At 41.0% G+C, this 23,930-nt stretch carries 17 protein-coding genes; 16 read left to right on the top strand and 1 reads right to left on the bottom strand.

From position 1 onward, the window contains the following. Nucleotides 1-58: 58 nt before the first annotated feature. The 16 genes from QHG57_RS08020 to ligA all read left to right on the top strand — a co-directional run bounded on the left by QHG57_RS08020 (nucleotide 59) and on the right by ligA (nucleotide 21,492). Nucleotides 59-1,510, top strand: a complete 1,452-nt coding sequence (locus tag QHG57_RS08020; RefSeq protein WP_330169066.1) for a UDP-N-acetylmuramoyl-L-alanyl-D-glutamate--2,6-diaminopimelate ligase — start codon at nucleotides 59-61, stop codon at nucleotides 1,508-1,510. Then, the gene (locus QHG57_RS08015) at nucleotides 1,507-2,928 is read left to right on the top strand and encodes a UDP-N-acetylmuramoyl-tripeptide--D-alanyl-D-alanine ligase (protein ID WP_330169065.1); all 1,422 of its coding nucleotides are present in this window, start codon (nucleotides 1,507-1,509) and stop codon (nucleotides 2,926-2,928) included. The genes QHG57_RS08020 and QHG57_RS08015 overlap by 4 nt, the downstream gene beginning before the upstream one ends. A 21-nt stretch (nucleotides 2,929-2,949) precedes the next feature. Next, the gene (gene mraY, locus QHG57_RS08010; protein WP_330167856.1) at nucleotides 2,950-4,020 is read left to right on the top strand and encodes a phospho-N-acetylmuramoyl-pentapeptide-transferase; all 1,071 of its coding nucleotides are present in this window, start codon (nucleotides 2,950-2,952) and stop codon (nucleotides 4,018-4,020) included. Nucleotides 4,021-4,024: 4 nt separating this feature from the next. Continuing rightward, nucleotides 4,025-5,419, top strand: coding sequence for a UDP-N-acetylmuramoyl-L-alanine--D-glutamate ligase (gene murD, locus QHG57_RS08005; RefSeq protein WP_330169064.1), 1,395 nt, complete (start codon nucleotides 4,025-4,027; stop codon nucleotides 5,417-5,419). 143 nt (nucleotides 5,420-5,562) lie between these two features. Next, a complete protein-coding gene (locus QHG57_RS08000; protein WP_330167854.1) occupies nucleotides 5,563-6,717 on the top strand; it encodes an FtsW/RodA/SpoVE family cell cycle protein in 1,155 nt (384 codons plus the stop codon). After that, nucleotides 6,710-7,846 carry a UDP-N-acetylglucosamine--N-acetylmuramyl-(pentapeptide) pyrophosphoryl-undecaprenol N-acetylglucosamine transferase gene (locus tag QHG57_RS07995; protein WP_330167853.1) on the top strand — a complete coding sequence of 379 codons (1,137 nt, stop codon included), beginning with the start codon at nucleotides 6,710-6,712 and terminating at the stop codon, nucleotides 7,844-7,846. The genes QHG57_RS08000 and QHG57_RS07995 overlap by 8 nt, the downstream gene beginning before the upstream one ends. After that, entirely contained in the window at nucleotides 7,830-9,257 is a 1,428-nt protein-coding gene (gene murC, locus QHG57_RS07990) for a UDP-N-acetylmuramate--L-alanine ligase (RefSeq protein WP_330167852.1), read from the top strand. The genes QHG57_RS07995 and murC overlap by 17 nt, the downstream gene beginning before the upstream one ends. Beyond that, nucleotides 9,235-10,212 (top strand): UDP-N-acetylmuramate dehydrogenase, encoded by a 978-nt coding sequence (gene murB / locus QHG57_RS07985; RefSeq protein WP_330169063.1) that lies wholly within the window; start codon nucleotides 9,235-9,237, stop codon nucleotides 10,210-10,212. Before murC ends, murB begins: the two co-directional genes overlap by 23 nt. A 237-nt stretch (nucleotides 10,213-10,449) precedes the next feature. After that, complete coding sequence (locus QHG57_RS07980) at nucleotides 10,450-11,370, top strand: D-alanine--D-alanine ligase (protein WP_330169062.1); 921 nt, start codon at nucleotides 10,450-10,452, stop codon at nucleotides 11,368-11,370. Further along, nucleotides 11,358-12,269 carry a cell division protein FtsQ/DivIB gene (locus tag QHG57_RS07975; RefSeq protein WP_330167849.1) on the top strand — a complete coding sequence of 304 codons (912 nt, stop codon included), beginning with the start codon at nucleotides 11,358-11,360 and terminating at the stop codon, nucleotides 12,267-12,269. The genes QHG57_RS07980 and QHG57_RS07975 overlap by 13 nt, the downstream gene beginning before the upstream one ends. Next, nucleotides 12,266-13,567, top strand: a complete 1,302-nt coding sequence (gene ftsA / locus QHG57_RS07970) for a cell division protein FtsA (RefSeq protein ID WP_330169061.1) — start codon at nucleotides 12,266-12,268, stop codon at nucleotides 13,565-13,567. The genes QHG57_RS07975 and ftsA overlap by 4 nt, the downstream gene beginning before the upstream one ends. A gap of 63 nt (nucleotides 13,568-13,630) precedes the next feature. Then, a complete protein-coding gene (gene ftsZ / locus QHG57_RS07965; protein ID WP_330169060.1) occupies nucleotides 13,631-15,403 on the top strand; it encodes a cell division protein FtsZ in 1,773 nt (590 codons plus the stop codon). 215 nt (nucleotides 15,404-15,618) lie between these two features. Continuing rightward, a complete protein-coding gene (gene lpxC, locus QHG57_RS07960) occupies nucleotides 15,619-16,503 on the top strand; it encodes a UDP-3-O-acyl-N-acetylglucosamine deacetylase (protein WP_330167846.1) in 885 nt (294 codons plus the stop codon). Nucleotides 16,504-16,660: 157 nt separating this feature from the next. Further along, nucleotides 16,661-17,554 carry an outer membrane protein assembly factor BamD gene (locus QHG57_RS07955; RefSeq protein ID WP_330167845.1) on the top strand — a complete coding sequence of 298 codons (894 nt, stop codon included), beginning with the start codon at nucleotides 16,661-16,663 and terminating at the stop codon, nucleotides 17,552-17,554. Nucleotides 17,555-17,560: 6 nt separating this feature from the next. Continuing rightward, a complete protein-coding gene (gene recN / locus QHG57_RS07950; protein WP_330169059.1) occupies nucleotides 17,561-19,222 on the top strand; it encodes a DNA repair protein RecN in 1,662 nt (553 codons plus the stop codon). Between the two features lie 110 nt (nucleotides 19,223-19,332). Continuing rightward, entirely contained in the window at nucleotides 19,333-21,492 is a 2,160-nt protein-coding gene (gene ligA, locus QHG57_RS07945; protein ID WP_330169058.1) for an NAD-dependent DNA ligase LigA, read from the top strand. A gap of 604 nt (nucleotides 21,493-22,096) precedes the next feature. Here ligA and QHG57_RS07940 read toward each other — a convergent pair. After that, nucleotides 22,097-23,923, bottom strand: a complete 1,827-nt coding sequence (locus tag QHG57_RS07940) for an aminopeptidase P family protein (RefSeq protein WP_330167842.1) — start codon at nucleotides 23,921-23,923, stop codon at nucleotides 22,097-22,099. Nucleotides 23,924-23,930: the final 7 nt, after the last annotated feature.

The following is a 23,930-nucleotide window of genomic DNA, read 5'->3' as shown; positions in this document are numbered from 1 at the left end:
AAAAGAGCAATTCAAGTTTTGTTAAACAACGGTAAAATGAATATAAAGGTGCATCGTTATGTTGTTTGGAACAGTTTTTACAGAATGTTTTGAAGATCAGAATCTTTCTTCAATGAAAATAACAGGAATCAGTGCAGATTCTCGACAAATCTTGCCAGGCTATGTTTTTGTCGCTGTTCAAGGAAAAAAAAGTGATGGAAGACACTATATAGATGATGCGATAAAGCGTGGTGCACGAGCAATTGTTACAGATTGTCATGCTGTTCTTGAGGATTTATCTGTTCCCGTTTTGCGTGTTTCTAATGTTCGTCATAGCTTAGCGTTGGCAGCTGCACGTTTTTACGGTTCTCAGCCTGAAACGGTCGTTGCTGTGACTGGTACAAGTGGTAAAACATCTGTTGTCTCTTTTATTCGGCAAATTTGGACTCATGTTGGATTTTGTGCTGCGAGTATAGGGACGATAGGTGTTGTTTCTCCTAAACGGAATGTTTATGGTTCTCTCACAACACCCGATCCGGTCGTCTTGCACCGTCTTCTTTGTGAAATTTCTCATGAAGGTGTGACTCATGCAGCTCTTGAAGCTTCTTCGCATGGGCTTGACCAAGGACGACTTGATGGAGTCCATTTAACAGCTGGCGCTTTTACCAATTTAGGGCGAGATCACATGGATTATCACACGGGGGTAGAGGATTATTTGCGGGCTAAAATGAGGTTGTTTGATACACTTTTGCCTGTATCTGCTCCTGCTTTGATTTTTGCTGATGATGTCTATTCACAAAAGGTTATTGATGTTGTTACACAAGCGCGCCGTCGTGTCTTGACAATTGGTCGTAAGGGGCAATTTATCACGATTAATCGTGTCGAACATCAACGCTCAAAACAGTGTATTGAGTGTCGTGTGCAAAACAATATTTATACATTTGATTTGCCTTTAGCTGGAGATTTTCAGGTAGCCAATGCGCTTATGGCAGCGGGGTTAGCAATTGCAACGGGTGTTTCACCTCGTAAAGTTTTTTCTGCGCTTGAAACTTTGCAAGGGGCACCTGGGCGGTTAGAATTTGTCGGAAAGACAGAAAATAATGCGCCTGTTTATATTGATTATGCCCATAAACCAGAAGCTTTGGAACAGGTTTTGCTTTCTGTTCGTCCCTTTACGCAAGGGCGTTTGATTGTTGTTTTTGGTTGTGGAGGAGATCGTGATCAAGGAAAAAGACCTTTGATGGGAAAAATTGCGGCGGATAAAGCGGATATTGTTATTGTAACGGATGATAATCCTCGCACAGAAATACCAGAAAAAATACGCAAGGATATTTTACAGGCAGTGCCAACAGCAATAGAGATAGCAGATCGTGGTGAGGCTATTTCTTACGCGGTGGAGCTTTTGAAAGCTGGTGATACATTAATCATTGCTGGAAAAGGTCATGAGGAAGGCCAAATTATAGGGCAGACAACTTATCCTTTTTCAGATCGTCTGAAAGCGATAGAAGCTCTAGAGGACCGAAAGAAATGACAGCTTTATGGGATAAGAAAGCACTTGTTGCAGCTATTGATGGTGTCGTAGTGGGAAGTATGCCAGAAACTTTTTCTGGGGTTTCCATTGATAGCCGTACTCTTGCGGAAGGTGATATTTTTTTCTGCATAAAGGGGCATCATCTTGATGGTCATGATTTTGCTGCGCAAGCTTATGCACGAGGTGCAGGTGTTCTTATTGTTGCGGAACATCGTTTGAGGGATATGAAAAAGATATCGGCTCCACTTGTTGTTGTTCCTGATGTTTTGCAAGCCCTAGAAAAACTTGGGAAAGCTGCACGCAAACGTTCAAGAGCTAAAATTATCGCGATAACAGGATCGGTGGGAAAAACAACAACAAAAGAAGCTTTGAAACAAGTACTTGCAACGGCTGGGAATGTTCATGCGAATCTTGCTTCTTTAAACAATTGCTGGGGGGTTCCGCTTAGTTTAGCGCGGATGCCGATGGAGAGTGATTATGGTATCTTTGAAATTGGCATGAATCATAAAGATGAAATTCGCCCTCTGGTCAAGCTGGTTTGTCCGCATGTTGCTCTCATTACGCATATTTGTGCAGGGCATATGGGTTTTTTCAAAAATCTTGAAGAAATAGCAGAGGCAAAAGCTGAAATTTTTGAAGGATTAGATGAGAAAGGAATTGCTATTTTAAATGCGGATAGTGATTTTTTTTCTTATCTCGTTCAAAAAGCAAAGCAATGCGGTGTAAGAAAGATCTTAAGCTTTGGTGAGACTAAAAATGCTGATTATCAAGCGCGAGATATACGTCTTCTAACTGATCGTTCTTCTATGATTGTACGTATTAGGGGGCGGGATACGGAGATTCAAATTGGCGCTCCCGGACGCCATATTGTGCAAAATAGTTTAGGGGTTACTGCTGCTTGTGATGCTATGGGGGTCGAGTTAGAGCCTGTTTTTCTTTCTTTTCGCTATTTTTCTTCTCAAAAGGGGCGAGGTATTCGTTATCGACTGTCTTTATCAAATGGGGGTGAATTTTATCTCATTGATGAAAGCTATAATGCAAATCCTGCTTCTATGCGTGCTGCACTTGAGCTTCTTGCTACAGGACCGATAGGGAAAGAGGGGCGGCGAATCGCTGTTTTAGGGGATATGCTAGAGTTAGGGGAGTATAGTGAAAAGCTTCATCGTGATTTAATAAAGCCAATACGTCTTTCCGGTGCTAATCCAGTTTTTCTATTTGGTGAGGCGATGAAATCTTTAGTCAGTGATTTGTCTGCTGGTGTTAAGGTTCATTATGCTGAAAATATTGAGAAAATTTTGTCGCTTCTTTTAGCAGAAATTTCTTCTGGAGATCTGCTTATGGTTAAATCATCCAATAGCCTTTGTTCATCAAATATTGTGTCTGCATTGCTTGAACGCTATAAAGCGGTTTCTTCATAGTTTTAAGAGGTTTTTTGTACCATGATGCTGTTTTTTTCTTCTTTTAGTGATTGGCTTCCAGGTGTGAATGTATTTCGTTATATTACTTTTCGCACGATAGCGGCTATGCTTACTTCGGGGCTTATCGTCTTTTTGTTTGGACCTAGCATCATTGCTTCTCTTAAATTGCGGCAGGGTAAGGGGCAACCGATTCGTGCCGATGGTCCTCAAACACATTTTAAAAAGGCTGGAACACCTACAATGGGTGGATTGATGATTTTAACCGGCATTGTAGTATCAGCATTTTTGTGGTGTAATTTATCGAATATTTATTTTTGGGTATCGCTATTGGTTATGCTTTTTTTTGGGGCAATTGGATTTTATGACGATTATCTTAAGGTCACAAAACAAACAGACAAAGGATTTTCTGGGAAAGCACGGCTAAGCTTGGAGTTTTCTGTTGCGGCAATTGCTGCTTTTGTCATACTGAAAATTGGCTCATCTGGATTCGCTTTGCCTTTTTTGAAAGATTATCTTATCAATTTGGGCTGGTTTTTTATTCCTTTTTCTGCTTTTGTCATTGTCGCGACGGGTAATGCAGTTAATTTGACGGATGGACTTGATGGGCTTGCTATTGTTCCTGTGATGGTTGCAGCCTTATCTTTTGCTCTGATTGCTTATCTTTCTGGTAATATGAATTTTGCTGATTATCTCCAAATCCATTATGTATCGGGAACAGGTGAGTTGGCTGTTTTATTGGGAGCTGTTGTTGGAGCCGGGCTTGGTTTTTTATGGTTTAATGCACCACCTGCAGCTATTTTTATGGGAGATACTGGTTCGTTGGCTCTTGGAGGATTATTGGGGACTGTTGCGGTCGCTACGAAGCACGAAATTGTTTTGGCTCTTATTGGTGGGCTTTTTGTTGTGGAAGCTTTTTCAGTCGTTATTCAGGTTGGTTATTTCAAATTAACAAGAAAACGCGTGTTTCTTATGGCACCGATACATCATCATTTTGAGAAAAAAGGCTGGACTGAGAGCCAAGTTGTGATACGCTTTTGGATTATTTCAATTGTTCTTGCTCTTATTGGTCTTTCAACACTTAAATTGCGGTGAGATTTTGATTTCTGTTGCGTGTTATAAAGGACAAAAAGTTGCTCTATTTGGATTAGGGAAGTCTGGACTAGCAACGGCACAAGCATTGATGCGTGGCGGCGCAGAAGTGGTGGCGTGGGATGATAGTCCTTCAAGCGTGCAAATGGCTTTTCGGCACAATATTCTAACGCGAGATCTGCGTTATGAAGATTGGTCAGAATTTGTTGCATTGATTTTAGCTCCTGGAGTTCCTTTAAATTATCCTCGACCGCATTGGGTTGTTGAAAAAGCACGAAAAAAAAATATAGAAATTATCGGTGATATTGAATTATTTTCTCGGGCGCGCCATCATTTTTTACAGCATTATGGTTTTTGTGATCAAGATGTTCCTTTCATTGCGATTACGGGGACGAATGGGAAGTCAACCACAACGGCTTTACTTGCGCATTTGTTGGAAAAAATGGGTTATGACGTGCAGATGGGGGGAAATATCGGAAAGGCAATATTGACGCTTAAACCATTTGTTAAAAAACGTATCTATGTGATTGAGTGTTCATCGTTTCAAATTGATCTTACTCCCTCTCTTCAGCCGACCATTGGACTTTTATTGAATTTGACACCTGATCATATTGATCGACATGAGAGTTTTGCCTGTTATGTGCAAACCAAAAGGTATCTGATTGCTCAGGCTTCTCAGGCTTTTATTTCAGTTGATGATGAAGCTTGTCAGGTTTTATATCAACAGTTACTTCATGAAGGGAAGAAAATTTGGGCAGTTTCCAAGGATCATTTTGTTGAAAATGGTTTTTATGCAGATGGGACAAAGCTCTTTTCTGTTTGTCAAGGACAGTGTCATATGCTTGCAGATCTAGCGTCTATGACTGCTTTGCGCGGACGTCATAATGCGCAAAATGCCCTTATGGCATTAGCAACGTTGCAAGCTTTAAAAATAACCGATCCCTCTATGAATGAGCATTTAGCAAGTTACAAAGGGCTTGATCATCGTATGCAGCAGGTGCGTAAAATGGGGGCGATTTTGTTTATCAATGACAGCAAGGCGACTAATGCAGATGCAACAGCTCCTGCGCTTTCCACCTTTAATGATATTTTTTGGATTGTTGGGGGACAGGCAAAAAAGGGAGGAATAGAGTCTCTTAGAGAATTTTTTCCTAAAATTCGTAAAGCCTATTTGATTGGGAGCGCGGCGGAAGAATTTGCTCGCACTATTGGATCTGCTTTTCCCTTTTCTATGAGTTTAACTTTGAAAAATGCGGTGCGTGAAGCAGCTGTTGACGCAATGGGTTGTAAGGCAAAAGAGGTGACGATTCTTTTGTCACCTGCTTGTGCAAGTTATGATCAATTTAAAAATTATGAAATGCGAGGCGAAGCATTTGTCTCTTTTGTGATGCAGTTACCATAAAAAAAGCATCAGTTATAAAAAATATTTTTGCGTTAAGAATCCAGAATCTTTTTTTGTGTAATTTAGTTTTTAAAGTGTTTGTTAAACAGGCTGGGGAACCATATCACTTTGAGACAATTTATAAAATGGATAAGGTGGATATCATGGTTACGCGTGCAGATAGGGATCCGATTGCTAATTGGTGGTGGACGATTGATCGCTCTATCTTTGCTGCTTGTTTAATTTTAATGGGAATTGGTATTATGCTGTCTTTTGCTGCCAGTCCCACTATTGCAAAAAAAATCGGAATTGCTGATAGTTTTTATTTTGTTCGGTGGCATATCATTTTCAGCATTTCAGCATTTTTTATGATGGTTACCATTTCTTTTTTTTCGCTTTCTAATATTCGTCGTTTATGTGCTCTTTTGCTCATTGTAACACTTGCTCTTATGGTTGCAACCTTATTTTGGGGACCAGAATTAAAGGGAGCACGGCGGTGGATTCTGCTCTTTGGGTTTTCTGTACAGGCTTCAGAGTTTATGAAGCCAGCTTTTGTAGTTATGTCCGCTTGGCTTTTTTCGGAACAGATACGCAAAAGGGGAATTTGGGGTTATACGTTAGCGATTGTACTTTATGGCATTTGTTGTGTGCTTCTGGTTTTGCAGCCTGATATTGGACAAACAGTTTTAATAAGTGCAACATGGGGGGGGCTGTTTTTTATTGCTGGTGTACCTCTTACCATTATTTTTCTCTTTCTTATTTTAGGCGTTGTAGGAATTATTTTAGCTTATCTTTTTCTGCATCATGTGCGCGAGCGTATCAATGGTTTTTTGACAGGTGAAGGAGATACTTTTCAAGTGGACGTAGGGCGTGAGGCTATTTTGAATGGTGGTTGGTTTGGGCAAGGTCCCGGAGAGGGAACAGTAAAACGTATCATTCCTGATAGCCATACAGATTTTGTGTTTTCCGTTGCTGCTGAAGAATATGGTATTATTCTTTGTTTATTAATTATGATGCTTTTTGGATTTATCGTTATGCGTTCATTGTATATAGCCATGAATACACGTGATTCCTTTATACGTCTTGGTATTGCTGGCATAGCAATGATGATAGGCTTTCAGTCAGCTATTAATATGGCCGTTAACCTTCACTTAATTCCTCCAAAAGGCATGACATTGCCTTTTATTTCTTATGGCGGTTCTTCGATGGTGGCGATTGCGTTTTCAATGGGTATTTTGCTCAGTTTAACACGTCGTTGGCCAGAAGCACGCCTTTCAGCTTTTTCTTCCTCTTCTGTCTTGGATACCCCTTATGAATGATAAAAAAGTTATTGTTTTAGTGGCTGGTGGTACAGGTGGACATCTTTTTCCTGCTGAAGCTCTTTCTGTTGAATTAAGGCAGCGTGGATATGATGTTCATTTAATAACAGATGAAAGAGCACGATCTTTTGTTCGGTGCTTTGATGAAGAGCATACTCATATCGTTTCATCGGCAACATTTATACGTCGCCATCCTTTTGCTTTGATAAAGACGTTTTGGTCTTTGTTAAGGGGTATGGGTCAATCGTTGGTGTTGTTTTATAAATTACGTCCTGTTCTTGTTGGAGGGTTTGGGGGGTATCCGAGCTTTCCTCCTCTTTTTATTGCGGCCTTAACGAGGCGTGTAACATTTATTCATGAACAAAATGCTGTTATGGGACGTGCCAATCGGATGTTGGCAATTTTTGTGCGTGCAATCGCTGGCGGTTTGTTATCGCCAAATGGCGCTTATGCTCATAAAATACTTTTGACGGGGAATCCTGTCCGTGAGGCTGTGTTGAAGGCGGCCAAAATTCCTTATCATTCTTCAGAGGGGGAAAAGCCATTTAATTTTTTGATTTTTGGAGGTAGCCAAGGGGCTTCTGCTTTTTCACATATTGTTCCAGAAGCTATTGCTTTACTTGATGATAAGAACCGTAAACGTTTACGAATTGTGCAGCAAGTCCGAGGTGAAGCAGGAGGGTTGATCAAAATTTATCGTGATATGGGTGTACAAGCAGAGGTTGCTCCTTTCTTTGATGATATGGCTGAACGTATGGCACATGCCCATTTTATTTTATCGCGCGCTGGGGCTTCGTCCGTTTGTGAGATAGCGGTGATTGGTAGACCTGCTTTACTTATTCCCTATCCCCATGCTTTAGATCATGATCAGGCTGCCAATGCAGCTCTGCTTGCTCGTGTAGGTGGTGCGCAAATTGTATCAGAAAAAGATTTAAATGCACAAAAGCTTTCTTCTCTTTTAATGCATGCTTATTGTGCGCCCCATTTATTGGAAAAACAAGCGCTTGCTGCAAAAAAAGTTGGTCAACCTCATGCAACCCGTTACCTTGCTGATATGGCTGAATCCTTGATTGCAGGGCGATTGTTGTCAGATATAAAAGAGGAGCTTTTTAATGAAAATGCCACTTGATATAGGCGTTATCCATTTTATCGGAATCGGGGGAATCGGTATGAGTGGAATTGCGGAGGTTTTTTATAATCTTGGCTATAAAGTTCAAGGGTCAGATCAAGTTGATAGTGCAAATGTTGAACGTTTGCGGAGAAAAGGAATTAACGTTTATATAGGTCATTGTTCTGAAAATTTAGGGAATGCAGAGGTTGTTGTTTTTTCTACTGCCGTTAAAAAAACAAATCCTGAGTATATTGCTGCAAAGGAAAGACATTTGCCGCTTGTCAGACGTGCAGAAATGCTGGCGGAGCTGATGCGGTTTCGGCGCGCAATTGCGGTAGGTGGTACGCATGGTAAAACAACGACTACATCAATGGTTGCAGCCCTTCTTGATGCTGGTCATTTTGATCCAGTGGTGGTTAATGGCGGTATTATTAATGCTTATGGTACGAATTCTCGTACAGGAGATGGTGATTGGATGATTGTTGAGGCTGATGAAAGTGATGGTACATTTTTAAAGTTGCCTGCTGATATTGCTGTTATTACCAATATTGATGCTGAGCATTTGGATCATTATGGAAGCTTTGATGCTGTGCGTGAGGCGTTTCGGCAATTCGTAGAAAATGTTCCTTTTTATGGTTTTGCTGTTTTGTGCCTTGATCATCCAGAAGTTCAGGCATTGGCGGGTCGTATTGATGATCGTTGGGTGATCACTTATGGTGCAAATCCACAAGCGGATGTTCGTTTTCTTAATCTTTTGATGGATGGTCAAAAAACGCATTTTGATGTTCTTGTTCGCTCACGCAAAACAGGAAGAAAGATTGAGTTGAAAAATTTGCTTTTGCCTATGGCAGGACAGCATAATGTTGCGAATGCAACGGCGGCGATTGCTATTGCGCATGAACTTGGCATTTCAAATGAAGCTATAAAAAGGGGGTTAGCAGAATTTGGCGGAGTAAAGCGGCGTTTTACGCGAACAGGAAGTTGGCGGGGTATTGAAATATTTGATGATTATGGACATCATCCTGTTGAAATAAAGGCTGTTTTGCGTGCAGCACGTGAGAGTGCAAAAGGGCGTGTTATTGCGATTGCACAACCCCATCGTTATTCACGTTTATATCATTTATTTGATGATTTTGCTGCTTGTTTTAATGATGCAGATACAGTGTTGATTACGCCCGTTTATGCGGCTGGTGAAGAGCCTATTATAGGATTTGGTTCTCAAGAATTGGTAGAGCATATTAAAATGTCGGGTCATCGTGATGTGCGCTTGATACATGGTCTGGAAGATGTCGTGTCTCTTGTCTCAAAATTTGCTCAGGCAGAGGATTATGTTGTTTTTCTTGGTGCTGGCAATATCACACAATGGGCTTGTTCATTGCCGCATCAGTTAGCGTTACTGGATGGTCATGATAAATTTTCAGAACATTGATGGTAAGGCGCTATTGGCGCAATTGCAACCGCTGTTAGGTGGCGTAAAAGGTAAACTTACACCTAATGTTGAGATGCGTAAGGTAACGTGGTTTCGTACAGGTGGGTTGGCAGAACTTTTTTATCAGCCTGTTGATGAAGAAGATTTGGCTCTCTTTCTTCAAAATTTGCCTGAATTTGTTCCTGTAACAATTGTAGGTATCGGTTCTAATCTTCTGGTGCGTGATGGGGGCGTTCCTGGTGTTGTGATTCGTCTTTCACCAAAAAATTTTGGGCAAGTACAGCAAGTTTCTCCAAAAGGATTTTTAGTTGGTGCTGGTACGGCGGCTAAACATTTAGCTGCTGCCGCTTTAAAGGCAGAAATTGCAGGTTTTCATTTTTATCATGGTATTCCCGGTGGTCTGGGAGGAGCTCTCAAAATGAACGCGGGTGCGAATGGTGTTGAAACCGCAGCGCGTGTTGTTGAGGTCTATGCGCTGGATCGTAAAGGACAACGTCATATTTTGAGTTTGAAAGATATGCGTTATTCCTATCGCCATTGTGATATTCATAAAGATTTTATTTTTACGGCAGCTTTATTGGAAGGTGAACTCGGTAATAAAGATGATATTCGTGCTTCTATGGATGAAGTTGCCCTCCACAGAGAAACAGTGCAACCTATTCGTGAAAAGACAGGGGGATCGACTTTCAAAAATCCTGAGAATGGATCTGCGTGGCGCGTGATTGATGAAGCAGGGTGTCGTGGTTTACGAATTGGTGGTGCTCAAATGAGTGAGATGCACTGTAATTTTATGATTAATACAGGGCAAGCAACAGGATATGATCTTGAAGCATTGGGAGAAACAGTGCGTGCGCGTGTTTTTGCAAATTCAGCCCACCTTTTACAATGGGAAATAGAACGTATAGGCCAATTTGAGCGTGGTCGAAGTGTTTCTTCTTTTGATCCATTTGATTGATTTATTGTTCACTAAAAAGTGCAAATAAAAAATTGAGTCATTTCAAAGAGATAATGAAAAATTTCTATTAAGAATCAATAAATTAACAAAGAATCTCTTGCATCAGGCTTTTGAGTCTGATTCATTATACAAAATGCTAGGTTATTGATTCGCAAAGATAAACTTTGTTTTTCCTGTATGTGGTGCTTATATGTTCTATATAGACTACATATAGTATGCGAAAGAGGGTGATTTATTATGAAAGATAAACATATAGCTGTATTAATGGGAGGTTTTTCTTCTGAACGGTCTGTAAGTTTATCTTCAGGGGCGGCTTGTGCGGATGTTTTAGAGGTGCAGGGGTATCGTGTGAGCCGCGTGGATGTTGATGCTCATATTGCTTCTGTTCTTGAACAGTTGCAGCCCGATATTGCCTTCAATGCATTGCATGGTCCATTTGGTGAAGATGGTCGGATTCAGGGGATTCTTGAATATTTAAAAATTCCTTATACCCATTCTGGCGTGATGGCATCCGCTTTGGCAATGGATAAGGGGCGTGCAAAAATTATTGTTGCAAATGTTGGGGTTTGTGTTGCTCCTTCTCGTATTATGAGCCGCTTTGCTTTGGGTCGAACGCATCCCATGGAGCCTCCTTATGTAATTAAACCTGTGTGTGAAGGCTCAAGTTTTGGTGTTGTCATTGTTCAGGAAAATGAAGCTGCACCGCCGCATAATATTGGGGGAGATGAGTGGGGATATGCCGATGAGGTGATGATTGAAAAATATATTCCTGGTCGTGAATTGACCTGTGCTGTTTTGGGGAATGAAGTGCTGGATGTGTGTGAAATTCTTCCCGATAAAGACTTTCCATTCTACGATTATGACTCAAAATATAAAACGGGTGGTTCTCTTCACATTTGTCCTGCACAACTTTCACTAAATATTTACCAAAGTGTGCAAAGAATGTCTTTAGCAGCCCATCAGGCGATAGGGTGTCGAGGTGTTAGCCGTTCTGATTTTCGTTTTGATGAGAAAACGGGAGAATTGGTTTGGCTTGAAATTAATACGCAACCCGGTATGACATCGACGTCCCTTCTTCCTGATATTGCAAAAGTGAGCGGTCGTACTTACAGCGATATTGTTCAATGGATGGTGGAGGACGCATCATGTATGCGTTGAATGTGAATAAAACAAATGTTCCGATGGAGGTGCTTTTAGTGCCGGCTTTGCCACGTCTTTATCGTCGTTTTCTTCGGTTTATGTTTGAGTTTGTTTTTGTCAATATTCATATTCCACGTCATTTCGGTTCTTTTGCTGTTATATGGTTTTTCTTTGTTACAGCTTTTTATGGACTTTCATCAAGTGGTCAGATGGCTGTGATCGTAAACACGATTATATCGGGTAGTAGTTTTGTGGTCACTCATGTTGATATAAGCGGTAATAAGCGCTTGGCAAAGCGGGATATTTTTAAAATTTTAAAACTTGATGTTGCGCCTTCTATATTCACATTTGATGTTGAAAAAGCACGTTCTCTTTTGGAAAAACAGGCTTGGGTTCAATCAGCAAATGTTCAAAAGATTTATCCCAATAGAATGCGCATTTCCATCGTTGAGCGTGAACCTTATGCCATTTGGCAACATGATAGCATAATGGATATTGTCGATAATACGGGGCGCGTCATTGTACCTTTTAAAGGAGAAATTGTTCGGGATCTGCCTCTTGTGGTTGGGCAGGGTGCGCAAAATGCTGCTAAAGGATTTATTCAAGCGCTGTCAGTCTATCCGGAAGTATATGATCGTATTCGTGCTTTTGTGCGGATAGGTAATCGACGTTGGGATCTTGTTTTGGATAATGGAATGCGCGTTATGTTGCCTGAAAATGGTGCAATTGAAAGGCTTTCCCCTCTTGTTTCATCCGGTGCAATGCAAGATCTTTTATCGCGCGATATTCTCAGTGTTGATTTACGTCTTGCTGATCGAATTACTGTTTCTTTATCAGATGAAACGTTGGAGCGTTATCATGCTACTATAGCAGAAGAAGAACGTATTTTAAAGGCACGAAAGGCAGGAAACCCATGATGTTGCTTAGATCACATCATCGGGGGGGGCGTAAAACACGTTTTTTAACGGTTCTTGATGTCGGTTCAAGTAAGATTGTTTGTCTTATTGCCTGTTTGCGTCCTTTGAAGCATGCGCACTATTTACATGGTCGTACACATTCTATGGAGATTCTAGGCTTTGGAGTGCAGCGTTCACGTGGTATTAAATCCGGTGTTGTCATGGATATGTTTGCAGCAGAACAGTCAATACGCTTGGCTGTTGATGCGGCAGAAAAAATGGCTGGTTTGGTGGTAGATTCAGTGATTGTGAATTTTTCCTCAAGTCGGTTACAAAGTGCTTTGATTAATGGAAAGGTCCATTTGAATGGTCGTGAAGTTACCAAGCGTGATATGCGTATGGTCTTTTCAGATGTTTCGCGTAAAGCTTTTGATGCTGAACGTCATGTTATGCACTCAGTTCCAGTTTCTTATGTATTGGATGGAGATAAAGGAATTTCTGATCCTATCGGAATGGCAGGGGAAACATTTGGTGTTGATGTGCATGTGGTAACAGCAGAAACAGCCTCTTTGCGTAATTTAGAAACTTGTATTAATCGTGCACATTTGAGTGTTGAGGCAATGGTTGCTACTCCCTTTGCAAGTGGTCTTGCTGTCTTGATGAATGATGAGGCGCATTTAGGGGCTGCATGTATTGATTTTGGTGGTGGAACAACAACATTTTCAGTGTTTTTTGAGGGAAAATTTGTCCATGCGGATGCTCTTGCTGTTGGGGGGCATCATGTCACTCTTGATGTTGCGCGCGGATTTTCTATGTCTCTAACAGAGGCGGAACGTTTAAAAGTTGTTTATGGTTCAGCTTTTTTAACAAGTGCTGATGAGCGGCAAATGATTAATGTAGCCGAAATTGGGAATGAACAGCGTGAAAGTCAATATCCTCGCGCGGTTCTTGGGCGTATCATTCGTGCGCGTGTTGAAGAAATTTTAGAAATGGTCCGTGATTGTTTAAATCGTTCTGGTTTTGGTCACATCATTGGTAAACGTGTTATTTTGACTGGGGGAGCAAGCCAGTTAACAGGATTGCCAGAAATGGCGCGTACTATATTAGGAAGAAATGTTCGTATCGGGCGGCCTTTAGGTATTTCGAGGCTTCCTTCTCTTGCAAAAGGGGCGGCGTTTACATCTGCTGTTGGGTTGTTAATTTATCCGCAATTGGTGGGTTTTGAAGAAAAAACAATGCAGGTGGCAGGAAATCATTTATCGATGGGCACGCGTGGGTATTTTCAGCGTGTTGGTCAGTGGTTGCGTGAGAGTTTTTAGTTAAGTCTAGTTGGATAAATTTCATCGCTTTGGCTTGCGGTGTCTTATGAGAAGGAAAAGAAAATGACGATTAATCTGCATCGGCCAGATATCGCGGAATTGAAGCCACGCATTACCGTTTTTGGTGTTGGAGGTGGTGGCGGGAATGCCGTGAATAATATGATAAATGCTGGTCTTCAGGGAGTTGACTTTGTTGTTGCAAATACGGATGCACAGGCTTTGGCTATGTCAAAGGCTGAACGTGTTATCCAACTTGGAGCAGCTGTGACAGAAGGTTTGGGTGCTGGTGCTTTACCGGAAGTTGGACAAGCGGCGGCAGAGGAATGTATTGATGAAATTATTGATCATCTTGCAGATTCTCATATGGTTTTCATTACGGCTGGTATGGGGGGAGGAACTGGAACAGGGGCTGCGCCCGTTGTTGCTCGCGCAGCGCGTGAAAAAGGTATTTTGACTGTTGGTGTTGTGACAAAGCCGTTTCAGTTTGAAGGCGCACGTCGTATGAAAACGGCAGAGGCAGGTATTGAAGAATTACAAAAGTCTGTCGATACATTGATTGTTATTCCCAATCAAAATCTTTTCCGTATTGCAAATGATAAGACAACGTTTGCTGATGCTTTTGCTATGGCTGACCAAGTGCTTTATTCTGGTGTTGCTTCCATTACGGATTTGATGATTAAAGAGGGTTTGATTAACCTTGATTTTGCTGATGTTCGTTCTGTTATGCACGAAATGGGTCGAGCCATGATGGGAACGGGTGAGGCATCTGGTGAAGGGCGTGCTTTGGCTGCAGCTGAAGCCGCTATTGCAAACCCATTGTTGGATGACACCTCTATGCGTGGGGCGCGTGGTTTACTGATTTCTATTACGGGCGGTCGTGATATGACTCTCTTTGAGGTTGATGAAGCTGCTAATCGTATTCGTGAAGAAGTGGATGCTGATGCGAATGTAATTTTTGGCGCTATTGATGATGAGTCATTGGAAGGTGTTATTCGTGTTTCTGTGGTTGCCACCGGTATTGATCGTGAAGTTAGTGATGTGGTTCAGTCTTCTCATTCTCAGCTTCAAAGGCCTGCTTCTTCAATGCGCAAGAGTGATCCTGGAACGTCACACAGTTCTTTTCATGTTCAGTCATCGCCACTGCGTTCTGAGTCAATGGTAGAAGTGATCGAATCACTTGAAATAGAGAAGGGTAAATCAACCGGAGAACAGTTTCGTCCCAAAAGTCAAATTTTTGCGCATCCTGCAGAAGCAATGACGACACGAAATGCGACGAATGCTGTTGCGTATGGTTCAAATACTGTTCAGGAACAGAGATCAAATATGCCCCGTATGCAAGTAAGCCGTGGTTTTCAACAGACTATGACGGCTCCCGTGAGTATGGAGGCAACAGCGCATGTTCTTGATGAGACGACAGGGGTTGTGAAGCAAAAAGAAAAGCCAGTGCAACCAAAACAAATGCAACAAATGCAAGCGCGCGCTCCAATGCGTATGCCTGAGTTAAAGGATTTTCCTCCTGTTGCTCATGGACAAAGTCAAAGAGCATCGGTGACTGATCAAGGTCCTCGTAATCTTTGGCAGCGTTTGAAACAGAGCTTAACACATCGTGAAGAAGCAGAGCCAGAAGCGAGGCTGGAGCCTGCTGTGAGATCATCTCAGCAGCAAGAGTCTCATGTTTACAATAAAAATTCTCAGGCACTTTCTCAAGATGCTTCTGTTTATGTTCCACGTCGTTCTGGTGAGTTGCACCCTCAGGTACCACAAGATCAGCGTACTTTTATAAGTGAAGAAGATCAGTTGGAAATACCAGCATTTTTACGTCGTCAGGTAAATTAATTGATGAAAAATGAGACAAAGTAAGAAATTTTATTACCTTTTTGATGATCGGTCAAAAATTATACAGTAAAATATATTGCTGTTTTTTGGATAAAATACTTTATTTCTTAAGCCCGCTTATAATTAAGCGGGTTTTTTTATTATTTACTATGAATATTGTTTTTATGGTTTTATAAATTTTGTTAAAAGATGTAAAAGTAATTCAATAAAATAATATGATGAATTTAGTACCCAAATATCAGTCTACTCTTAAAAAAGCAGTGACATTTAAGGGGATTGGCGTTCACAGTGGCTGTTTATCAGTGGTAAAGGTTTGCCCAGCAGATGTTGGATGTGGTATTATTTTTAAGCGTTGTGGATTAGATGGAACAGAGAAAATATTTCAAGCCCATGCATCGCAAACAGGAGAAACTGAATTATCAACTGTGCTTGGAGATGGAGATGTAAGGGTTGAAACAATTGAACATTTGATGGCAGCAATTGCTGCTTATAATTTGGACAATCTTGTTATTGAAGTGTCACATAATGAAATTCCTATTTTGGATGGTTCAGCGTGGCTATATTGCCAAGCTTTTGAAGATGTTGGCATTGTACAGCAGGATGCATACCGTCCCTATTTCATTATAAAAAGGCCGTTGCGGGTTGAAGGAGCTCATGGTGTTGCAGAGTTTTTGCCATTCGATGGACGTCGTTTTGATATAACGATCTCTTTTCCTTCTTCTGCTATTGGTAAGCAACATTTCAGTTTTGATCTTACCACACGAGGGTTTAGAGATGATTTGTCACGTGCACGCACTTTTGGTTTTATCAAAGACGTGGAAAAATTAAGGCTTTCTAAAAAAGCGAGAGGCGCTTCTTTGGAAAATTCTCTTGTTATCGGCCTTAATGATAAAATTTTAAATCCCGATGGTCCTTATTGGGAGAATGAATGTGTTCGGCACAAGATGCTTGATGCGATTGGTGATACTGCTTTGCTTGGGGCGCCTTTTATTGGATTATTTCGTTCTTATTGTAGTGGACATAGAATTAATGCGCAATTGGTGAAGGCTGTTTTGGCAAACGAATCATATTACGAAAAAAGCTTTTTAGAGAAAAAGTAAAAAAATTGACAAGATTTTTTATTGTTTATTTGATTTTTAAGGGGATGATTGACCTAAACTGCTAAATTGGTTATGTGGATTTTAAAGTGATATGGTATAAAACCTTTGATAAATTGTTTTTGCTACAAGGTGATATTCTGTGGAGGACGGAAAAACTATGAAAGAATCCCATGTGTGCGTTGGAAATATGACGTATAGAAAATTTAACATTGTACGCAAGATATTGGGGGGGGTGCTTTTGGGAAGCACCTGTATGTTGGCGGGATGCTTCTTTAAAGAGAAAAATACCCTTGATCCATCTGCTTATGTTTTGAAAATAGAGCCACCAGATGTTTTATATAATCAGGCGCTTGCTAGCCTTGAGAGTGGGAAGCTTGGGGATGCAGCGAAGAAGTTTTTGAAGATTGAAAAACAGTATGCTTATACAGACTGGGGGCGTAAATCTTTAGTCATGGGTGCTTTTACTAATTATCGACTCGGAAAGTATGATGATTCAATTAGTATGGCTCAACGCTATATTACTCTTTATCCAGGGGCGACTGACTCAGCTTATGCGTACTATATTATTGGTCTTTCTTCTTTCCGTCGGATTCCTGATGTTACGCGTGATCAACGTGATACGAAACGTGCTATTGCTGCTATGCAGCTCCTTATAGAGCGTTATCCTAATTCTGAATATGTCAAGGATGCTAAGGATAAAATACGTTTTGGGCGCGAACAGCTGGCTGGTAAAGAAATGCAGATTGGCCGTTATTATGAAGAGGGGCGGCGCTACCTTGCGGCAAGTAGACGGTTTCGTACCGTGGTTGAAGAGTATTCCGATACAAATCAAATTGAAGAAGCACTTTTTCGCTTGACTGAGGTTAATCTTGCTCTCGGATTAATGTCGGAAGCACAGACGGCGGCAGCTATTTTAGGACGTAATTATCCCAAAAGTGAGTGGTATAAATTTTCTTATAATCTCTTGCAGAAGAATAAAATATCGCCACGCGAGCATAAATCTTCTTGGATCTCAAATGCTTTAGGTGGTGATAAGAAGAGGGTACGTTGATTCTCTATGCTAGTACAGCTTTCGATTCATAATATTGTTTTGATCGAAACGCTCGATATTCATTTTACGGCGGGGTTGACGGTTTTAACTGGAGAAACAGGTGCGGGGAAGTCTATTCTCCTTGATGCTTTATCACTTGCTCTAGGGGGGCGGGGTGATGCTTCGCTTGTGCGTCATGGTGCTGACCGCGGGCAGGTCACAGCTGTTTTTGATGTGTCTGTTTCACATCCTGCACGTCAACTTATTCGTGAGAATGGTCTTGATGATGAGGGTGATATTATTTTACGACGTGTACAATCAAGTGATGGACGTAGCCGTGTTTTTATCAATGATCAAGTATCTAGTGTTGCATTAATGCGGAGTGTTGGCCGTTTGCTGGTTGAAATCCATGGACAACATGATGATCGTGCGCTTGTTGATGTTGCTACACATCGCCAATTATTAGATGCCTTTGGTGGGCTTGAGGATGAAGTGGAAAATTTGCGTCAGTGTTATCACACATGGCGTGAATTTGAGGAGCGTTTGCAACGGCAGCGTCTTAAAGTAGAGAACGCTGTACGTGAGGTTGATTATCTTCGTGCGTGTGTAGAAGAGCTTGAAAAGCTTGATTTTAAAGTTGGTGAAGAGGATGCTCTTTCTCTTCGTCGTGCCGATATGCTTAAATTAGAAAAAATAGCGACGGATATTAAAGAAGCGGATGATCTTTTAACGGGGCAAAAATCACCAATCCCAGTGCTTTCTAATTTGGTGAGGCGTTTGGAGCGAAAAATTCCTGAGGCACAAGAGCTTATTGCACCAGTGGTTAAATCTATTGATGAGGCATTGCATGCACTTGCAACAGCACAAGAAGGTATTGAGACGGCAATACGAGCATTAGATTTTGAACCTGATGAATTGGAACGGATAGAAGAGCGTCTTTTTTCTCTTCGGGGTTTTGCTCGTAAATATCAAGTTTCTGCGGATGAATTGGTTCAGTTACGCGATAAAATGGATGCTGAACTAGCTGACTTTGAAGAGGCTCAGACTATATTGACAGGTTTTGAAGATGAGGCAAGACAAGCACAAAAAAATTATGATATGTTAGCACAAGCGTTGTCAATAAAACGTCAAGAGGTTGCAAAGCACTTGTCTGAAAGCGTGATGACTGAGTTACCGGCATTGAAATTAGAGAGGGCTGAGTTTATTGTTGAAATGCAAAGTGATATGGAAAAGCGGAGTGCAGAGGGATGTGATCGTATTGAATATTGGGTGCGAACAAATCCTGGAACACGTGCTGGACCGATGCTTAGTGTGGCTTCTGGCGGTGAATTGTCTCGTTTTTTGTTGGCATTAAAAGTTGTTTTGTCTGATCGAGGATCAGCACCGACGCTGATCTTTGATGAAATTGATACAGGCGTTGGGGGTGCTGTTGCAGCTGCTATTGGGCAACGGTTGCAACGTTTATCAGAACATGTCCAGGTTTTCGCTATTACGCATGCTCCACAGGTTGCATCGAAAGCGCATGGTCATTTTCTTATTTCAAAAATTGAGAGTCATGATAAAGGGTGCTTTGTTACTGCGATTCATAAAATGGAAGAGCATGAGCGTGCAGAAGAAATTGCTCGTATGTTGGCAGGAGAACAGATTACTGAAGAAGCGCGTGCAGCGGCTCAAAAGCTTTTAGCATAAAGGTAATTAGTCAGCGATAAAAATACTGGAAAGCTTGTATTTATTGAGATTCACTTTATGAGGAGGCATGGAGATCCTTGTGGCAGTGCTTGTAATTTGGAATAGATTTTATGAACAAAGATGCAGATAAAAATCTCACAGCTGTTGAAGCAGAAAATGAATTAGAGTGGTTGGCAAAAGAGATTGCACGTCATGATGTGCTTTATAATCGTGATGATCAGCCTGAAATTTCTGATGCAGAATATGATGCTTTGCGCCGCCGTAATGCAGAAATTGAAGCTCTTTTTCCAGAGCTTATTCGTGTTGATTCTCCTTCACATAAAATTGGGGCACCAATTTCTGAAAAATTTGAAAAATCTGTTCATGCACAGCCAATGCTTTCACTTGATAATGCGTTTAGCTCTGAAGATGTTACTGAATTTGTGGAGCGTATTCGACGTTTTTTACGGCTTCCAGAAACACAAGTGTTGGAAATAACAGCGGAGCCAAAAATTGATGGTTTATCTTTGTCTTTGCGCTACGAAAATGGGCGGCTTGTGGGGGCGGCAACGCGTGGGGATGGAACTGTTGGTGAAAATGTGACGGCAAATGCCCGAACAATTGCTGATATTCCACAAGTTTTGCAAGGTGATTTTCCTGATATAATTGAGGTGCGTGGTGAAGTTTATATGGGGCGGGAGGATTTCCAAGCACTTAATATCAGCCAACAAGAGAAGGGCAAGTTAACCTTTGCCAATCCTCGAAATGCGGCAGCTGGTTCACTCCGTCAGCTTGATTCACGGATAACTGCTAGCAGAAAACTTCAATTTTTTGCTTATGCTTGTGGTGAGGTGAGTGAAATATTGGCAGAAAGTCAAATGGAGATGATGAAAAAGCTAAAAGAATATGGCTTTGTTATCAATCCATTAACAAAAGTCTTTAAGACAGTAAAAGAAATTATTTCTTATTATCACGATATCGAAGAATGCCGTCATTCTTTAAGCTATGATATTGATGGCATTGTTTATAAGGTTAATGATTTGATGCTCCAAAAGCGCTTGGGGTTTATTTCTCGTTCGCCGCGTTGGGCGATAGCGCATAAATTTCCAGCAGAAAAAGCGATAGCGCTTTTGGAAGATATTGACATTCAAGTTGGTCGTACGGGAGCTTTGACACCTGTTGCACGTCTTACGCCTATTACTGTTGGTGGAGTGGTGGTGACCAATGCTAGTTTACATAATGAGGATTATATTAAGGGAATTGGTCATAAAGGAGAACCTATCCGTGAAGGACGTGACATCCGTGTAGGCGATAGCGTGATTGTACAACGTGCTGGTGATGTGATCCCTCAAGTTATTGATGTTATCATTGAAAAACGCCCGAAAGATGCTGCTGTTTTTATTTTTCCTCATTTGTGTCCAGCTTGTGGGAGTCATGCTGTTCGTGAAGTGGGAGAAGCTGTGCGTCGCTGTACAGGGGGGCTTATTTGTCCTGCACAGGCGATTGAGCGTATTCGTCATTTTGTTGCGCGCAATGCTTTTGATATTGAGGGCTTGGGTAAAAAACAGGTAGAGTTTTTTTTCTACGCTCAAGATGAAGCGCTTTGTATTCATACACCGGCCGATATTTTTACTTTAGAACGTCGCCAAGAAAAATCTTTGATACGTTTAGAAAATATAGAAGGTTTTGGTACTGTTTCAGTGCGCAAATTGTATGATGCCATTAATGCACGCCGCGAAATTCCTTTAAGCCGTTTTTTGTTTGCATTGGGGATTCGTCATGTTGGAGAGGTGAATGCACGCCGTCTTGCGCGTGCTTATAAAAATTATACAGCTTTTGAAACTGCGGCTATGGGAGCACTTATGCCATGTGATAAGGAAAATGAAAAAGGCAATGAAGCTTGGATGGAGCTTACAAATATCGAAGGAATTGGACCACAGGTAGGGAGCGCAATTGTTGATTTTTATCAAGAAGCGCATAATCGTGAGGTTTTGTCTATTTTACTTGAAGAAGTAACCCCTCTTGATGAGGAGCCTACCATGACGGCTTCTTCCTCGATAGCAGAGAAGACAATTGTTTTTACAGGAACTTTGGCGCATATGTCACGCGATGAAGCAAAAGCATTGGCAGAGCGATTAGGAGCCAAAACATCTGGTTCACTTTCTAAAAAGACAGATCTTCTTGTTGCTGGAGCTGGAGCGGGTTCCAAATTGGCTAAAGCTGAAGAATTAGGTGTTGAGGTTATTGATGAAGAGGCGTGGCTACAGTTGATTGAGGAACATAATGTTTAGAGGGCATTTTCTAGAAGATGCGTATGCTGTTTGTGTGATTACCTCTCTTATATTTTGGGGGGATGGAATCAAAAAGTGGATAATAGGGGCTATTTTTTTGCAAAAATAGAGCACCATAGACTTTGATATTTATTAAGTTATTGAAAAAAAACGTTGAACTTAAATATTAAACTTAAACTATTATGATGAAGAATATACAAGGTTATTATTAGTAAAAGATATAGGTTATCACTGTGAAACAAGATAAAAATTTTCAATAAATATGTAGAATTTTTAAATCTAAACGGCGTAATAAGCTAGTTATAATAGGCGTTTTAGAAATGCGATGCGGAGGATTACAAAATATAATGAAAATTTCTATATAGCAGAATAAGGTTATAATTGTATGGAGATGGTGGAGGATAGTTGATAAGCCTTATCTTTTACAAGTATATCCCGTTCTGTTTCAGTTTGGGAAGAGCTTTTTTCGTATCGGCAAAAAAACTTGAAGTATTTTATAAAGGCGTTTTTTGTATTTGCTGATGGTGAATACGCATTTTTTCTTAAAAAGAGAAGCGTGTGGTGTTTTTGTAAGAAGCGTTGGAAGATATTTGTGTTGCTTCATTTAAAGGGGCATTGTTGCCTCTTTTGCCCATTTTTTATCTTCTTCATTTAAGTAAGGTGCATTCATCTGATAAACGCGTGCGTGGTAATCATTGAGCCATTGTCTTTCTTCTTGCGTCAAAAGTTCTGGGAGAATGAGTCTTCGATCAATGGGACAGTGTGTGAGCGTCTCAAACGAAAGCATTTCTATATCTCCACCATCAATTTTTTGCGCGGGCTTTACTATTATCAAATTTTCAAGACGGATACCAAAAGCACCTTCGCGATAATATCCTGGTTCGTTTGAAAGAATCATACCGGAGATGAGTTCTTGGCACCCTTTGCGGGAAATATTTTGTGGTCCTTCATGAACAGAAAGATAAGACCCAACACCATGACCGGTGCCATGAGCATAATCAAAACCAGCTTTCCACAATGCAATGCGCGCTAGAATATCAATGTCTTGTCCGCGGGTTCCTTTTGGAAAGCGAGCAGTTGAAAGAGCAATCATACCTTTGAGGACAAGCGTGAAACAGCGTTTTTCTTCTTCTCCAATATTCCCAATTGCTATTGTGCGTGTGACATCTGTCGTTCCATCACGATATTGTCCACCTGAATCAACAAGGTAAAGTTCACCATCATTGAGTTGTTTATTTGTTTGTGTTGTTACACGATAATGAATAATGGCACCATTTGCACCTGCTGCTGAGATTGTATCAAAAGACAGATCTTCGAGTTTTTCTCCCATTTCTTTTGCTGTTGTTATACGAAATTCTTCTAATTTTTGAGCTGCAGAAATTTCACTTATTGTGTCTGGTGTTTGTTTATCTAACCAAGAAAAAAAGCGAGTAAGTGCTACACCATCGCGCAGGTGTGCTTTGCGTGCGCCATTGAGTTCTGTGTCATTTTTAATGGCGCGTGGTAGAGCAGCGGGATCAGTAAGTTTGATGAAAGAGCTATTGTTTTCTTCAATAACAGTTCGTAATTTTTCGCACGTTAGTTGTGGATCTAAGGCAAATATTGTCCCTTTTTGGACATACTTTTTGATCTTTGGAATAAGCTGTTCTGGTTCATATAATTTTGCATAACGTTCCAAATATTGTTTCTGTTCTACATCAAGTTTTTTGCTGTTAATGAATAAGGCTGGTGTTTCGTTAAGTGGAACGAGAGCAAAACAAAGGGAAAAAGGCGTGTTGGAAACATCATTGCCACGTATATTGAATGTCCATGCAATGGAAGAGGGATCTGTAAAAATAAAAGCATTTGCATGAGTTTGCTGTATATCTTTGTAAATCAAAGCGAGTTTTTTATCTGTATCGCACCCAGCATATTTGAGAGGGTGAATTGATAAGGCAGATTGTGGAAATGGCGGCTGATCATGCCAGAGTAGATCAATGGGATTATGTTGAACTGCTACAAGTTTTCCACCGGCTTTCATTTCTAATGCGTTTCTCAATGCATCGGTGGCAGCAATGGTGTGAAGCCATGGATCAAAGCCAATAGAAAGTTTTTGCCCATTTTTTTCAAGCCATCGTGAGGGAGGGCAAGTTATGAGATCTTCATAATCAAAAATATCAGAATCAGTTTGTTGGCGAACTTGAAGTCTATAGCGCCCGTCTGTGAATATAATGGCTTTGTTTTTTAAAATCAGTGCAATCCCAGCTGATCCAGTAAAGCCGGTTAGCCAGCTAAGGCGTTGAGCATGAGGAGGGACATATTCTCCTTGATGTTCATCGCTACGCGGAACAAGAAAACCATCGAGTTCAAGGCAGTCTAGTTCTTTACGAAGAGAGGCAATGCGTTCTAGAGCATGAGCTGGATTTGTTGTTGTTTCAAAAGATTGATACATAACAACG

Origin of the sequence: Bartonella grahamii subsp. shimonis (assembly GCF_036327415.1) — a bacterium.
Lineage (GTDB): Bacteria > Pseudomonadota > Alphaproteobacteria > Rhizobiales > Rhizobiaceae > Bartonella > Bartonella shimonis.
Note: the sequence above shows the minus strand (reverse complement) of the source record. Positions and strands in the feature narration are given on the sequence as shown.

Excerpts from the sequence above, each read along its gene's own strand:
- mraY (WP_330167856.1), top strand. The coding sequence starts at position 2,950 with ATGATGCTGTTTTTTTCTTCTTTTAGTGATTGGCTTCCAGGTGTGAAT.
- QHG57_RS07975 (WP_330167849.1), top strand. The coding sequence starts at position 11,358 with ATGTATGCGTTGAATGTGAATAAAACAAATGTTCCGATGGAGGTGCTT.
- lpxC (WP_330167846.1), top strand. The coding sequence starts at position 15,619 with ATGATGAATTTAGTACCCAAATATCAGTCTACTCTTAAAAAAGCAGTG.
- QHG57_RS08000 (WP_330167854.1), top strand. The coding sequence starts at position 5,563 with ATGGTTACGCGTGCAGATAGGGATCCGATTGCTAATTGGTGGTGGACG.
- QHG57_RS07955 (WP_330167845.1), top strand. The coding sequence starts at position 16,661 with ATGAAAGAATCCCATGTGTGCGTTGGAAATATGACGTATAGAAAATTT.
- QHG57_RS07995 (WP_330167853.1), top strand. The coding sequence starts at position 6,710 with ATGAATGATAAAAAAGTTATTGTTTTAGTGGCTGGTGGTACAGGTGGA.
- QHG57_RS08015 (WP_330169065.1), top strand. The coding sequence starts at position 1,507 with ATGACAGCTTTATGGGATAAGAAAGCACTTGTTGCAGCTATTGATGGT.
- ftsA (WP_330169061.1), top strand. The coding sequence starts at position 12,266 with ATGATGTTGCTTAGATCACATCATCGGGGGGGGCGTAAAACACGTTTT.
- recN (WP_330169059.1), top strand. The coding sequence starts at position 17,561 with ATGCTAGTACAGCTTTCGATTCATAATATTGTTTTGATCGAAACGCTC.
- ligA (WP_330169058.1), top strand. The coding sequence starts at position 19,333 with ATGAACAAAGATGCAGATAAAAATCTCACAGCTGTTGAAGCAGAAAAT.
- ftsZ (WP_330169060.1), top strand. The coding sequence starts at position 13,631 with ATGACGATTAATCTGCATCGGCCAGATATCGCGGAATTGAAGCCACGC.
- murC (WP_330167852.1), top strand. The coding sequence starts at position 7,830 with ATGAAAATGCCACTTGATATAGGCGTTATCCATTTTATCGGAATCGGG.
- murB (WP_330169063.1), top strand. The coding sequence starts at position 9,235 with ATGATAAATTTTCAGAACATTGATGGTAAGGCGCTATTGGCGCAATTG.
- QHG57_RS07980 (WP_330169062.1), top strand. The coding sequence starts at position 10,450 with ATGAAAGATAAACATATAGCTGTATTAATGGGAGGTTTTTCTTCTGAA.
- QHG57_RS08020 (WP_330169066.1), top strand. The coding sequence starts at position 59 with ATGTTGTTTGGAACAGTTTTTACAGAATGTTTTGAAGATCAGAATCTT.
- QHG57_RS07940 (WP_330167842.1), bottom strand. The coding sequence starts at position 23,923 with ATGTATCAATCTTTTGAAACAACAACAAATCCAGCTCATGCTCTAGAA.